We start from the raw sequence: 13,756 nt of genomic DNA on the forward strand, positions 1-13,756 counted from the left end.
TTATTCTTTAACAGCGATCTAAAATGATCCTTAGATCGCTGTTAAGATCTTACAATAGATCGACTAAGTAACTGTTAAATAATTTGTATTTTATTATTTTTATTTTGATTTTGGATAAAATATCTACTATTATGTCCCAGTGTTCAAATATTGGGTCACCGTTATGTTATTAATGCCGCAAAAAGATTGGCAATGGAAATATAACGATTCGTATGGTGTATTAGGCGTATCGTTAGGTTCCGAGATAGAATTTCTGACGTCTTATAAAGCAAAATTACTCATCCCAGATGCCTTATCAAGCATGGAATTTAATATTGCGCACGCCAAATTCTATATGAACTTACTCGATAGATTGCCTAAAACCCTGTCTTTGTCCGATGCCGCTATTGTGCAAATCGCCCTCAATGCCACCGCCGCCCATTTTATGCTGACACCGCAAATGCCTAAATCATGGTTTTTTGATACCAGTGATGTCTGTGTTTATAGTGATGTAGGTAAAGTATTTGAGCTTAAATGCCAAAAGCAAAGAGTGCTCGCCCTCGTGGTTGAAAATACCCTACAGTCCGCGCTAGTGATGTTATTGTCACCTGAATGTGTTTTGTCGGGTGCAAAAACCATGGTGCAGTTTGAAACCATCAAAGTGATGCATAATCGCTTACACCCCCTACGTGCGCAGCGCCACGTGGTAGCGGCATAGCGTGTTTGCAGATCAATAGTCATCTTGACTTAGTTTCTTCTATCAAATAGAAGGTGACTAAGCCAAGCCCAAGAAAAACGTAGAGCACAGTATTCCGCTATGGGTTGCCAGTACCATATAGTGAATTGATTCCTTACTGATAATAAGCTCACTTGATCCACATAGATCGGTTTGCCATGGCATTTACTCGACGACTCGCAGCGAGTCCATTCTTGGATGCTCGACCCCGTCCATGTGGCGGACGGTCGTCTCGCCAATCACCATGGCGCACCTTTCAGCATTTGCGTCGTCTGTAGATGCAAAAGATTAGAGATTACATTTAACGGTGATTTGCTTTGATTTTTAGTGTCGTCTGTGGAGCGCTAAAAGCAAAAAGAGTTATGGGTGTCCGGTCTTTTATAATAATTCGTGAGGTCTTACTACTCCCAACTCGGCTTTTGCTATCAAACTTACTACATAGTCTGGTTCGCCATGGTATTCACTCGTCGACTCGCAGCGAGTCCATCCGTGGATGCTCGACCGCCCCGTCCATGGGGCGGACGGTCGTCTCGCCAATCACCATGGCGCACCTTTCAGGCATTTGCGTAGTGGTAGGTTCAAAGGTGAGAGTTTGTATTTGGCATAATTTTCCCTGATTTTGTGGTGTTGCTTGTAGCTCTCTAAAAAGTAGAGAAGAGTTGTGGATGCCAGATCATTTTCTGTGATTGCTAGCTTGGTATCCATTTTCCGACACACGCAATTTATAACTTAATCATTGTTCTAATGATTCTTGAATGAACTTTTATTTAAACATTCAATTTTGTGACATCAAATACAGATAATTATATTCAGTATATGGGGGGGCCATTGCCGAGCATAAGCAAAAATCATGCTAAAAATATGCTGTTACAACACGCTAATCATTGATTTAAATACCATTAAATGACTACAATAAATGACATTTACTATTGTATGAAGTGGTATCATGGAAAGCATAAAAATTGAAGGATTAAGAAGTCTTAAAAATAGTGGTTTTGTTGATATTAAGCCATTAACTTTACTCCTTGGTGAAAACAGTTCAGGTAAAAGTACTTTCCTAAGGACTTTTCCACTTCTAAGACAAAGTACTGAATCACATACAAGAGGTCCTATATTATGGTATGGATCGTATGTTGATTTCGGTTCATTTGATGATGCTCTTTCAAATTACTCCGATGATAAGTCAATTAGTTTCTCTTTTAAAATTAAATCTAAATCTATTTTAAGTGTAACGCCAAAAAGAGTTACTAGTAAAGCAGGTATTTTATCAGGGGATATTGAGGCTACGCTTAAAGTTGTTAATGATGGTAGAAATGGTCAAACTCGCGTACGTTCAGTTCAAATTAAACATAATGAAAATGAAATTGAAATAATTTATGGTAAAGGTGATAAGTTAATTAGTGTCATCAGTAATGGGATTAATTTAACTGATTATTTTGGTTCGGTAATTGTTGCGCAAGAAAAGTCAAGGTTCTCTTTATTTACTCATATTAAGTTTCCAAGTGGCAGCTCTACTTATGCAGGATTTAATGATTATGATAATCCTAATTTAAAAGAACTAATTAATAACTGTGTCGCAGAATATGCTCATGGGAAAAGTAATTTAGCTGATCTTACACAAAGAATGCTTAGACAGCAAACTATGTCACTGAGTGATTTTGTTGAAAAGTTTTCAGGTATTTCTCCAACACATACTTGGAAAAAAAAAGACATCATCTTTACATCAGGAATCCAGTAATATTAGGCAAATTCATGCTGCTATTTTTTCATCTAGAGTTGCTTGGTATTGCTTGATTCTTAATGTGTACATTACTGGTGAGTTTAAAAATTTAAATTATATTGCACCATTGAGAGCAACTGCTGAAAGATATTACCGGAATCAAGATCTTAGTGTTAACGAAGTGGATTTTCAGGGTAAAAATCTTGCTATGTTTATTTTCAATTTGAGTGATACAAAGAAGAAGGAATATAAGCAATGGTTATCAGTTAATTTCGGTTTTTCAATCGATGTAATATCAGATGGCGGTCATCTTTCGCTAAGAATTACATATGAAAATTCCGAACAATCATTTAATATAACTGATATGGGTTTTGGGTTTTCTCAAATATTACCTATTATTACTCAGTTGTGGTTTACTAGTATTAAAGATACAAATACAACACATGATATAAATAAAGTTTTCCACAACACTAAGTACTTGGTGATTGAGCAGCCAGAGTTACATTTACATCCAAGGCTACAAGCGAAAATGGTTGATGTTTTTATAAAGATGATCAATCTTTTGAAGTCTGATATCAATGGTATAAACTTGAAAATTATAATTGAGACACACAGTGAAACTATAATAAATCAAATAGGTCATAGAATTAGGTTGGTACCAATTAGTATTGATGAGATATTAGATGGATACAATGAATCAAATAAAACATCTAAAATTTTAAGTACAATAGATAAAGAGGATGTTTCTATTGTTATCTTTGATAAAGCAAATGCTAGCAAGCCCACAAGTGTTACATTTTCTAGTTATGACTCTGAAGGTAATTTAAAAGATTGGCCATGGGTTTTTTTTGATCCGGAGTTTGAAATATGATCATAGAAATTTGTGACTCTTTGGCTTTGGATTTACAAAACCTTACAGATGAGGAACATGGTGCACTTATTGGTTTGGCACTTTCACGATCTAGAGGTTATAATTTTATACTTGCCAGTAAAAGTTTATTACATGCTCTAATTTCGTTGAATGATATAGGTGCATTGGCTATTTCTACATATAGAAAAGTATATTCTGATCAAGTTCAATGGAGGAATTTATTGAGTTCATTTAACTTTAGAGTAAGAGTTGTTAGCTCCGGCCAGCAAATTTCTATTCATTCAGAAGGAAGTGTTGAGATTCTTCAAATACCATTAAAGGATATTCTTTTTTATAAATTAGATGATAGAGCATCACTGATTGCTGAGAATTTAACTGATATCGAGTTTTACGTTAGAATATCAAAATCATATTTAGATTATAGAAAAGTAGTTATTGGATTATGTTATAATGAAGTTAATGGTGGTGGACATACAACCAAAGACGTTGTAAGTAGCCATTTTAAGAATAATAATGGTGTTTCATTATGCATATTGGATAGTGATTTTAAAACTCCTTGGTGTGAATATGGCGACACAGCTAAAGGTGTTATTGATATTATACCAAACTTCCCATTTGCGCGTTATATTACGACAAAGTCAAGAGAGGCGGAAAATATTATACCAACTATAATTCTTGATTATTTCGCTAGTGAAAATAAGTTAATTAGGCAGAGTGTTAGTAAAATAAAGCAATTAATTGATGATCATGATCGTAATCCTGTAAAATTTATTGACTTTAAAAAAGGTATGCGGCTTAAGATTATTAAAACAAGCTGTCAAGATACTAATAAATTTTGGAGTGATTCATTTATAAAGGCTGGTTTGTTAAAGGCTTGCAATCAATCTAATGATTGCCAAACAATTAAAACATGTAAATGTTCATTAATTGATGGTTTAGGTACTGATTTATTGAAGTGTGCAGTTAAATATCTTGAAAAAGAGAAATTTGACTTTAATGATATTGATGAATATTTAAAGTCTGAATGGATTTTTTTATGTGAATCGATAATCCCTTACATCGTTTCTCCTCCAAGAAAAGCAAGCTAAAGACTTCAGTTCTAGAAGAGTAAAATATTCGGATATCATGTTACGTCACTTGTTTAATCGTACAAACATAAACGCCTGCAATTGCAGGCGTTTTTGTTTATATCTATTCGTTTTGCTTTTACGCGCTAGAACCTTAAAAAGCGGATTATTTCTTAATCCATTTGCCTTTGGCATCTTGCACATAGTTGCCTTTATCTGTGGCGGCTATGGCTTTTTCGCCAGCAAGTTTAGCAACGTCGGCTGGGGAGAGTTTGTTCTTCTTAGCGATGGTTTCGTAGTGGGCACGACGTTTGTTATTTACGTCGTCCATCACGGTTTTGGCTTCGGGATTGGCTTGCACTAATCCTAAGTAGCCGTTGGCTTGTTCGCCTAAATAGCCCTGTGATTTAGCTTCTTGAAGTGACATGGCAAAGGCGCTTAGGCTTAAAAAGCTGAGGGTTAATAGCAATAATAACTTTGTTTTTAGTCGGATTGATTTCATGGTGATTCCTCAATTCTTATTTAATTAGAACAGCTTATCGTCTGATAGGAGTTGGTCTAATTCCTTATCTACTTTGATCCGTATCTCATGTTCAATTTTCACATTGAGATTGATAACGATAGGTTTATCCGGCGGTTCTATTTTGACTGTGGGCGTACAGCCCTGCAATGAGGCTAGGGCTACCAATGCGATAAGCGCGCTTCGGGTACCTATGCTAATTTGTTGTAATTGAATTATCTTCACTGAGGTTTCCTTGTTACTTCACTGATTTTTCGATTCTGTCCTGCAAGTCATTACCAATTTGCAGACTTCTAAATAATTGCAGCATGTTCTCTTCGTGGGAGTAATTCAAGTGGATAGGGCGTTCAATCCCTTCACCGCGGCCTTTCACTTCGACGAGTAGTTTAGCATCACCGGCTTGGTCCATATCAAAGCTGCTTGATAATTGACTGTATTGTAAGTGTTCTAACGTCGAAAAGACAAAGTCTAGATACGGTTGGGATTGGCGCATCTGCTCAACGGCGGGGTTGCCTGAGATAGCGATGAGGCCGCCGGGTGCGCGCGCGGCTAATTGCCCGCCAGTGATCGACACTTTGCCGTTGATTAAATCGACGGGCAACACGCCATCGAATATGCCGTCGGCATAGATGCCAATTTGTGGTTGAATACGCAGGACCTCTTCTAGACTCATGGCCTGCAGTAACAGATAGGCATGGGATTTATCCTGCAATTTAAGATTAAATTCTGGCAGCAGAAACTGGCCGCTGAGCACTTTGCCTTTGGCGGTCATGGAAACATCGGTGTCACTTAAGCCTGTGAGTTGTTGTATCCAATTGTCGGGCAATTTCTCGGCATCTTTGCCAAGGGCGATATCGGCTTCCACTTCGATATCGGTCAGTGGGAAGCCTGGATCAAATAAGTTAAAGGTCATCAGCGTCTGCGGGCAATTGAGCTTACTGAGGCTGCTAAAATAGCCTTTATCCTGTGGCTTGTTATGAGACTCTTTTTTATAAGATTGCCCCCAAGTGAACTCACATTGCGCTTGCAGTTTTCCCCCCTCAAAAATGATGTCTTTATAAAAGCCTTCAAGTTCTGTCATCGATTGAGTTATTTGCATGGCAAATTGGGTCTGATCGCGCTGTTGGGTTAAATTAAACTGCGCCTGTAATTGGTTATTACCTGTGACATTAAGCTCAGATGGTAAGGGTTGGGTTTGATTGAGCAAGGCTAGCGCCTCGGTCATGCTAGTGTTGACTACCCATTGGCCCGTTAACACTAAGGGATTGTTCGCGGTGGCAAGATTCAACTTGTGTTGGCTTTGCAGCTCAACAGTGCCCACTTGCCAGTGCTCATCACCAAAGAGCGTGTTATTTTTCCAATCTAAGCTTTGTGCCAGCGTTAACTTGTCCAGCTTGAGTACGGTTTCTTTGCGGCTGCGGCCTTTGCTGCTGAGCTGTTTTTCGATATTAAGCTGACTTGCTTGCCATGCGAGTTGATTACGCCAAGTGGTAGCGCGTAGTGAGTCGAACAGCGCTTCGATATCGGGTTTAAGCTCAAATGACATGGCTTTTTGTAATGCAATCGAGAAACTGCCCGCATTCATATCGGTTTTCGTTATGATGCTAGTGCTAGCATTTTTATCCGCATTAGCCTCAGTGACTACATCATCTGTCACTAAAGTCTGTTTGGTCTGCGAAAAATACAATTGCTCCAGTGCTAAGGTTAAAGGCGGTATGGCAAGGGTTAACCTGTTTGCGGTATTAGATGTGGGCACTGAGCTTTGCGCTGGACTGGCTTTCTGAATGCTAGCGTTTTGAATACCAGAACTCTGAGTATGAGTGCTTTTCTGCGAGCTTATGTTCAGCGGTGCGAGAGCATTTATCGCGATACTACCAAGGCTAAACTCTGCATGTTTAGCCGCATTTTTATTTTGCATGCTAATACGCTTAAGCTCACCCACGGCGAACTGTAGCGTGTTGCCAGTATTTTGTTTTGTTGATTGAGTCAGTTCAGTCGACTCGGTAGCGGCAGTGATAAATTGCCAATCGGTTGAACTTGGCGTCTGAACTAAGTTAAATGTGCCTGCTGTCGTTAACTGACTATTATTCCAGCTAAAGTCCTGCGGCGGATTTGTCCACAATTCAGATAATTGCATTGAGCTGGTTTGCTTCGTACTAAGGCGCCAATCTGTTTTGAAGGACAGTGCTTCGGTTGATTTTGTGATTTCAATATTGGCCAAATCGACTTGGGTATCTAGCTTACTGCCTAAGGTCTTAAGCTTCACTTGAGGAAGTTTAATCGCAAGGGGATTAGCTAAGTGCACATCTTGCGGAATTTGAGTCAGCGGATAGTGCAGGGCTTCAGGCAATGTCAGTTCGATCCCTACTGGTGCATCTGTACTTTTGAGCCCCGATAGCAGCTTAGCGATTTGACTCGCTAGCGGATCAGGCACTTGCTCAGCTATCGGTTGAGATACTGGTTCAGATACTGACTGAGATGAAGGTTTAGCCAGCGTCTCATCGAGCAGTTGCATCAATCGCTGTTGCTGCTCTGTATTTGGACTCAGCGCTAAGCTAAAGGGCTCTAGTTTTAGGTCAAGTTCGGCTAAATGCCCAGCAATCTTAAATGCGAGCTCAGGTTTTGGCGCAAGCTCGGGTTTAGGTGCAAGTTGCAGCGCTGCCAACTGATTAAAGGTCAGCTTTGGCTCGATTAACTGATGCTCACTGATAAGCTCGCCTGAGGTTAATGTAATACTGCTGTTGGATACCAATTGGCCTTGTAAATCAATCGCTAACGCTTGCCACTCTTTATCAAGCACAGTTAACGGACTCAGTACACTGTCCTGCGCTTGCCTCAGGCTGATTTGATGCAAGCTCGCAAGCAGCGGCGCGAGTGCAATTTGACTTGCCAGTTGCCACTGTTGGGCTGCGAGTGTGGCTTTGAGCTTGGCGATGCTTTCACCTTCGTGGCTAAACTCGCTGTTGATTTCCCCTGCGCCGTTGAGGCTCAACTTATCCATTACCAAACGATAGGCGGGTAAATCATTATGGGTGTTGAGATGGTGGGAGTTGAGAATAAGACTGGTTTTTCCGATATCGATGAGTGGTAGTGATTTGATATCTAAGGCCAATGCAGGGCCTTGTTCATCGATGGCATTCCGATTGGGTAAAAACAGTGATTGCCCTAACTCGACTTCAATATCACCTGTGGATATTTGGGTGATTTTTTGAGTGAGGTAAGAGGCTTGGCTGAACTGTTTAAGTTCGGCAAAACTCTGTGGCCAGTCAAGTTTTAGCTGAATATTCAAATCATTAAGCCTGATATGGCTATCATGCACCCTCAGATTGGCAGAAGTAATTCGCCAATGTTCTAACTGACTTTGCCCTAATTCAATGTCAATCAGTTCGCTGTCCATACCTGTGAGGGCAAAATTTGCCGCCCGTATGATGAGTTGTTCAGCCTGGGTATTCACAATCCAAACAGTTAACGCCACGCCCGCCAAGATGCCCGTTAAGCTGGTCGCCAATAAGGTTTTTTTTAGGGGGAATTTACGGCGATTTTGCGCAGCAACATGAGTATCCGTTCCAAAATCTAAAGCACCACTGCGAGGGCCTGCAGATATCTCCGTTGCCTCGTGCTGAAGTGCCTTGCTATCAGAGGCATTGCCACGGCTTGGCTTGTTGTGGATTGGCATTGGGTTTGATATTTATCCTTTATTGAAAGAGCCCTGATCAAACTCGTGCCTTAGCAGTGCAAAAATACACGAATGTGTATATTTCATTGGCACTTTTACTTTGTTCGGTTACTTCGGAGCTTTTATATCGCGCACGAGCACTTGAGGCAGTTTAACACTCAAGGGCTTAGCTGACTAATGTGAAAGGATCATTGAATAGACAAGAGCCTGATGTCAATAGTTGAGGTTTTACAGGCTCTTGTACTTAATCTGTTATTCGGGCTAGCTAACTTTTAGTTCACTCACTCTTGGTGAGTGAATTGCGGCTAGCTAAATATCTGGGCGGCGATCACCACAATTCCGCAAAGTGTGGCGAGCATTAAGGCTAACTTTCCGCCCGCAACGCGGTAACCCGTCGGCATGTTGGCAGCGTCTCGCATCTGGCGTTGTGTCCACACCATGGCCACAGGTAAAAATATGGCGAGGATCACCAGCGCAATCGCCGCGTAACCCAGCGCTGTGATAAAACCTTGAGGGTAGAAGAGGGCAAAACCTAAGGGCGGTAAAAAGGTGATGGCCGCGGTTAAGCTGCGACCTGTTGCATTATCTTCTTGCCTTAAGCTTGAGGCCATAAAATCGAACAAACCTAAACTCACCCCTAAAAACGAGGTCGCAAGGGCGAGATCGGCAAATAGACTTATAGCGCTACTTAAGTATTCACTGTGCAGCACACTTGCCAGTTGATTGATAAAGCTCGATAAACTCTGGTTTTCGAGCAATTGACTTTGGTTCAATACGCCTTGACTGCCCAGTTGCCACAAAAGGTAAATAACTAATGGCAAAGCCGAGCCAAACAACATGATCCTTCGCAGGGCTTTGACTTCAACGCCCAAGTAGCGCACCACTGAGGGAATCGAACCGTGAAAACCAAAGGAGGTAAAAATCACCGGAATAGCCGTGATAATCAAACCTTGGTTAAGTGGGAGTTCGAGCAAATGTGGGCTTTCTACCTGCGGCAGTAACAAGGCCAACATAAGCAGTAATGCCAATAGCTTAAGGGCAAACAAACCGCGATTGATAAGGTCCACACAGTGAGTTCCCATGCCCACAATGGCGCCAACCAGCAGGGTAAACAGGATGGCGCCAGCCTGTGGTGGCAAACTTAGTCCTAGCCAAGTGCTCAGCTTTTGGTTCACTTGCTCACCGCCACCAGCAATGTAGGCGGCGCAAAGGGCGTACAGTAAAAACATCAAGGCGCTATTGGCTATCAACTGGCCCTTACGACCCAATAAGCGTTGTGCTAAGTGATTAAGGCTGGCATCGCTGGGGGCGAATTGGTGGATTTCCACCATAAGCAGTGCTGTGTAGGCCATCAGCGCCCATAGGATGAGCATAATGGCGGAGGAGGTGCCAAAACCGAGTCCAGCCGATGCGATAGGCAAAGCCAGCATGCCCGCGCCGATTGTGGTGCCGGCGATAAGCAGTAAACTGCCGAAAATTTTATTCTGTGTCATAACATGATCTCAAAAGCGTGTCGCAAGAAAAAGAGATAAAGACTTGATCCTAAAGCAACTGTCTTAAAGGATTTTGATGCGATTCAAGCACAAAATGATTTAAGCAAATGAGACAGTGGCGCTCAGCGGATCCGAAAGGATATGGCCACAATGGAAGGTCAGGCGAGGTGCCTATCTATGCCATTGCGGCTACAGATAGGGAGTATAAAATGCTGTGAAACACATAAAACTTGCCTTAGCGTGTGTTGAGTAAAAACGGATAAGTGTTTTGATGCTTTGCCTTAATAACCTAAGGGCAACGGATGTTACCATAGGGAACTGAACTGTACTTGTCAACCATTACAACAGTATTTTGATTATTTTTTGTCACAGGATTAAGGGGCAATATATTCATTGCTCACATTGCGGCAATGGCACTTGAGGGAATCGCGCGATAAAAAATGCCGCTGACTTGATTTAAGCGGGCGGCATTTTTAGCGGTTAAATCGATAGCGAGACATCAGGAACAGTAGGGAGATTATGTTTTACTCTGCAGTGCCTTTTCATGTCTTGCCAGCAAGTTTGCTGTAATGTCACTGAGGCTTAAGTGTTGATCCTCAAGCAATACCAGCAGGTGATAGATAAGATCAGAGGCTTCGTTAACCAACTCTTCCTTATCGTGGGTCGCAGCGGCAAGGGCGGTTTCAAGACCTTCTTCACCGACCTTTTGGGCGATACGTTTTGTGCCGCGCGCAAACAAAGACGCCGTGTAACTGGAATCGGCACTTTGCCCTTTACGTGAGGTGATTAAGCTCGCGAGGTTGTTCAAGAAAGGGTGCGCATTGTCATCTAACCAGCAACTTTCGGTGCCTTTGTGGCAGGTTGGGCCGTTGGGGATCACTTGCACTAACAGGCTATCGTTATCGCAGTCTTTATCGATAGCGACCAATCTTAGCGTATTGCCAGAGGTTTCACCCTTGGTCCATAAGCGCTGTTTTGAACGGCTGAAAAAGGTGACATCACCTGTGCTCAAGGTTTTTTCCAGCGCGGCCTTATCCATATAACCGAGCATTAATACCTTGCCCGATAAATGGTTTTGGATAACGGCAGGAATAAGCCCATCCTGTTTATTCCAATCCAGCTCGCTAAAATCCAACTTAGTGTTTGTTTGCGTTGACATAGTATTCACTCTTAATCTGTTTGTAGAACCTAGAACCTAGAACCTAGAACCTAGAACCTAGAACCTAGAACCTAGAACCTAGAACCTAGAACCTAGAACCTAGAACCTAGAACCTAGAACCTAGAACCTAGAACCTAGAACCTAGAACCTAGAACCTAGAACCTAGAACCGCTCTAGCGTCTAATCGCGATCCCTTCGGCCGCTAAATAGGCTTTTAATTCACCGATGTTGATAATCGCCTTGTGGAATACGCTCGCCGCCAGCGCCGCATCGACCTTAGCTTCAATAAATACATCGCGAAAATGCGCCATAGTCCCTGCACCGCCAGAGGCAATTAAAGGTACGTCACAGATGGCACGAACAAGACTTAACTGCTTGATATCATAGCCGCCGCGCACGCCATCTTGGTTCATCACATTGAGCACGATTTCACCACAACCTCGTTTCTGTACTTCTTCAACCCAGTCTTGGGTGAACCACTGCGTATCCTTAGTTGCCGCTTCATCGCCGGTAAATTGCTTTACCTTATAGCTGTTGCTGGTGGCATCGAAAAAGGAGTCGATACCAATCACGATACATTGGCGGCCGAACTCGTCCTGCAGGCGCGAGATCAGACTCGGATCAGTTAAGGCGGGCGAGTTAATCGAAATCTTATCCGCCCCAAAGGCTAATAATTCACGGGCTTGGCTAATGGTTTTAATGCCACCTGCCACGCAGAAGGGAATATCAATCTGCTCCGCCACGCGGCTCACCCAAGATTTATCGACTACACGTTCGTGGGCGCTGGCGGTAATGTCATAAAACACTAGCTCATCGGCGCCTTCTTCGGCATAACGCGCGGCTAACGGGACGATATCGCCGACAATTTCGTGGTTACGGAACTGCACGCCTTTCACTACTTTACCGTCTTTCACATCTAAACAGGGGACTAGTCGTTTGGCCAGCATTGGATTGCCTCCGCCACGTTAAACTGATTGATAAGCAAGGCTTTACCGATAATGATGCCCGCAGCGCCGCTGTCTCGCACGGCGCTCACATCATCAAGAGTTGCAATACCGCCGGAGGCTTGCCAAGCGATATCGGGATAACTTGCAGCAATTTCTTGATAAAGCGCGGTATTCGCGCCCGTTAAGGTGCCATCACGGCTAATGTCAGTCACTAGCGCATGCTTTAAGCCGACCGCGCTAAAGGTTTCTACGAGGGATTCTAAACTCTTACCGCCACCACTTTGCCAACCTGATACGGCGACCATTTTCTCGCCGCTCTGGTTGATATTGACATCGAGCGCGAGGCAAATCGCTTCGCTGCCGTATTTGATAAACCATTGTTTAACTAACTCAGGTTCTTTCACCGCAAGTGAGCCAATTACCACTCGTTTTACACCGATAGCTAATAATTCAGTGACTTGTTCTTCAGTACGAATACCGCCGCCCACTTGAATGTTAGCGTTTAGTCCCGCCACGAGTTCACTGATAAGGCGAGTTTGGCGTTTAGCGGGATCTTTCGCGCCCGTTAAATCAACGATATGCAACCATTTCGCCCCTTGTGCCTCGTAGGATTGCAACTGCGCCAAAGGACTTAAATCAAAGGTGGTCTGCTGGCCGTAATCACCTTGATAGAGGCGGACGACATTGCCATCAATTAAATCAATTGCAGGAATAATCATAAGCTCAGATCCTTGATTGATTTGTTTATAAGTGATTTATTAATAACTAGTTTTTTGATGAGTAATTTATTCATTGGTCAGCCTTATTTACACCCGCTTGGCCATCAGCAGAGTTGCTTCGCAGCGCTTTGTTCACCAGAGCTTTGTTCATCTGTAACTCGTCCATCAGCAAAAAGTTACGCAGAATTTGCGCGCCCACGGCAGCACTTTTTTCGGGGTGGAACTGCACGCCCATAAAGTTGCCTTTGCCGATGGCGGCGCTAAAGCCTTCACCATAGGTACATTGGGCTAATGTAAATTCACTCAACGGCGCGCGGTAACTGTGGACGAAATACACATAACTGCCATCTTCAATGCCCGCAAATAGCGGGTGAACGCTAGGGGTTTTGGCTCCTTGTGAGTTTGTCGTTAGCTTAAGTTGGTTCCAGCCCATGTGCGGTAAAGGTAAGCCTTCAGCTTTGAGTAACTGGGTATCCAGCTCGCAAATGTCGGTTGGGATTATGCCTAAGCATTTGCAGTCTTGACCTTTGCCGCCGCGCTCCTTAGAAATCGCCGCGAGCATTTGCATGCCAAGGCACACGCCCAGCACAGGTTGAGTCAGGCCTTGAATGAGTTCGACTAAACCTTTTTCATGTAAGGACGCCATGGCGGCTCCCGCTGTGCCCACACCCGGCAGTACCACACGTTTTGCCGCTTTGATTTTGGCTTTATCGTCTGTGACCAATACCTTAGCGCCTAAACGCTCGAAGGCGAAACGTACTGAGTTTAAATTGGCACAGCCCGTGTCTATGATGACGGTTTCAGCATCTAGTGATGCATTTGCTGTTAATTGCTGGCCAGCTATTAATAGAGTGTCTTGTTGCATCCTA

The 13,756-nt window shown here is 43.0% G+C and carries 12 protein-coding genes; 4 read left to right on the forward strand and 8 right to left on the reverse strand.

The window, feature by feature from the left end:
* The first annotated feature begins 163 nt into the window (after positions 1-163).
* The 4 genes from L5L98_RS03720 (at position 164) to L5L98_RS03735 (ending at position 4,394) form a co-directional block, all read left to right on the forward strand.
* Positions 164-697, forward strand: coding sequence for a cell division protein ZapC (locus L5L98_RS03720; RefSeq protein WP_105252649.1), 534 nt, complete (start codon positions 164-166; stop codon positions 695-697).
* A 964-nt stretch (positions 698-1,661) separates the two neighbouring features.
* The gene (locus L5L98_RS03725; protein WP_263138628.1) at positions 1,662-2,453 is read left to right on the forward strand and encodes an AAA family ATPase; all 792 of its coding nucleotides are present in this window, start codon (positions 1,662-1,664) and stop codon (positions 2,451-2,453) included.
* Positions 2,377-3,306, forward strand: a complete 930-nt coding sequence (locus tag L5L98_RS03730) for an AAA family ATPase (protein ID WP_263138630.1) — start codon at positions 2,377-2,379, stop codon at positions 3,304-3,306. Before L5L98_RS03725 ends, L5L98_RS03730 begins: the two co-directional genes overlap by 77 nt.
* A complete protein-coding gene (locus tag L5L98_RS03735; protein WP_263138633.1) occupies positions 3,303-4,394 on the forward strand; it encodes a hypothetical protein in 1,092 nt (363 codons plus the stop codon). The genes L5L98_RS03730 and L5L98_RS03735 overlap by 4 nt, the downstream gene beginning before the upstream one ends.
* 145 nt (positions 4,395-4,539) lie before the next feature.
* On the opposite strand, the gene L5L98_RS03740 is transcribed toward L5L98_RS03735, so the two are convergent.
* From L5L98_RS03740 to hisH, 8 genes are all read right to left on the reverse strand, one after another.
* On the reverse strand, positions 4,540-4,875 hold the full coding sequence (locus L5L98_RS03740) for a YdbL family protein (protein ID WP_263138636.1): 336 nt from the start codon (positions 4,873-4,875) through the stop codon (positions 4,540-4,542).
* Positions 4,876-4,899: 24 nt separating this feature from the next.
* The gene (locus L5L98_RS03745) at positions 4,900-5,118 is read right to left on the reverse strand and encodes a YnbE family lipoprotein (RefSeq protein WP_028759774.1); all 219 of its coding nucleotides are present in this window, start codon (positions 5,116-5,118) and stop codon (positions 4,900-4,902) included.
* Between the two features lie 13 nt (positions 5,119-5,131).
* Complete coding sequence (locus tag L5L98_RS03750) at positions 5,132-8,569, reverse strand: YdbH domain-containing protein (RefSeq protein WP_263138638.1); 3,438 nt, start codon at positions 8,567-8,569, stop codon at positions 5,132-5,134.
* Positions 8,570-8,874: 305 nt separating this feature from the next.
* The gene (locus L5L98_RS03755) at positions 8,875-10,062 is read right to left on the reverse strand and encodes an aromatic amino acid transport family protein (protein WP_263138640.1); all 1,188 of its coding nucleotides are present in this window, start codon (positions 10,060-10,062) and stop codon (positions 8,875-8,877) included.
* A 517-nt stretch (positions 10,063-10,579) separates the two neighbouring features.
* On the reverse strand, positions 10,580-11,221 hold the full coding sequence (hisIE, locus tag L5L98_RS03760) for a bifunctional phosphoribosyl-AMP cyclohydrolase/phosphoribosyl-ATP diphosphatase HisIE (protein ID WP_263138642.1): 642 nt from the start codon (positions 11,219-11,221) through the stop codon (positions 10,580-10,582).
* A gap of 173 nt (positions 11,222-11,394) precedes the next feature.
* Positions 11,395-12,168, reverse strand: coding sequence for an imidazole glycerol phosphate synthase subunit HisF (hisF, locus tag L5L98_RS03765; RefSeq protein WP_006081894.1), 774 nt, complete (start codon positions 12,166-12,168; stop codon positions 11,395-11,397).
* Entirely contained in the window at positions 12,150-12,887 is a 738-nt protein-coding gene (gene hisA / locus L5L98_RS03770) for a 1-(5-phosphoribosyl)-5-[(5-phosphoribosylamino)methylideneamino]imidazole-4-carboxamide isomerase (RefSeq protein WP_263138645.1), read from the reverse strand. Before hisA ends, hisF begins: the two co-directional genes overlap by 19 nt.
* Before the next feature lie 70 nt (positions 12,888-12,957).
* Positions 12,958-13,752, reverse strand: coding sequence for an imidazole glycerol phosphate synthase subunit HisH (gene hisH / locus L5L98_RS03775; RefSeq protein ID WP_263138646.1), 795 nt, complete (start codon positions 13,750-13,752; stop codon positions 12,958-12,960).
* Positions 13,753-13,756 lie beyond the last annotated feature (4 nt).

This window comes from Shewanella sp. SM23, from assembly GCF_025654295.1.
Taxonomy (GTDB): Bacteria; Pseudomonadota; Gammaproteobacteria; order Enterobacterales; family Shewanellaceae; genus Shewanella; species Shewanella oncorhynchi.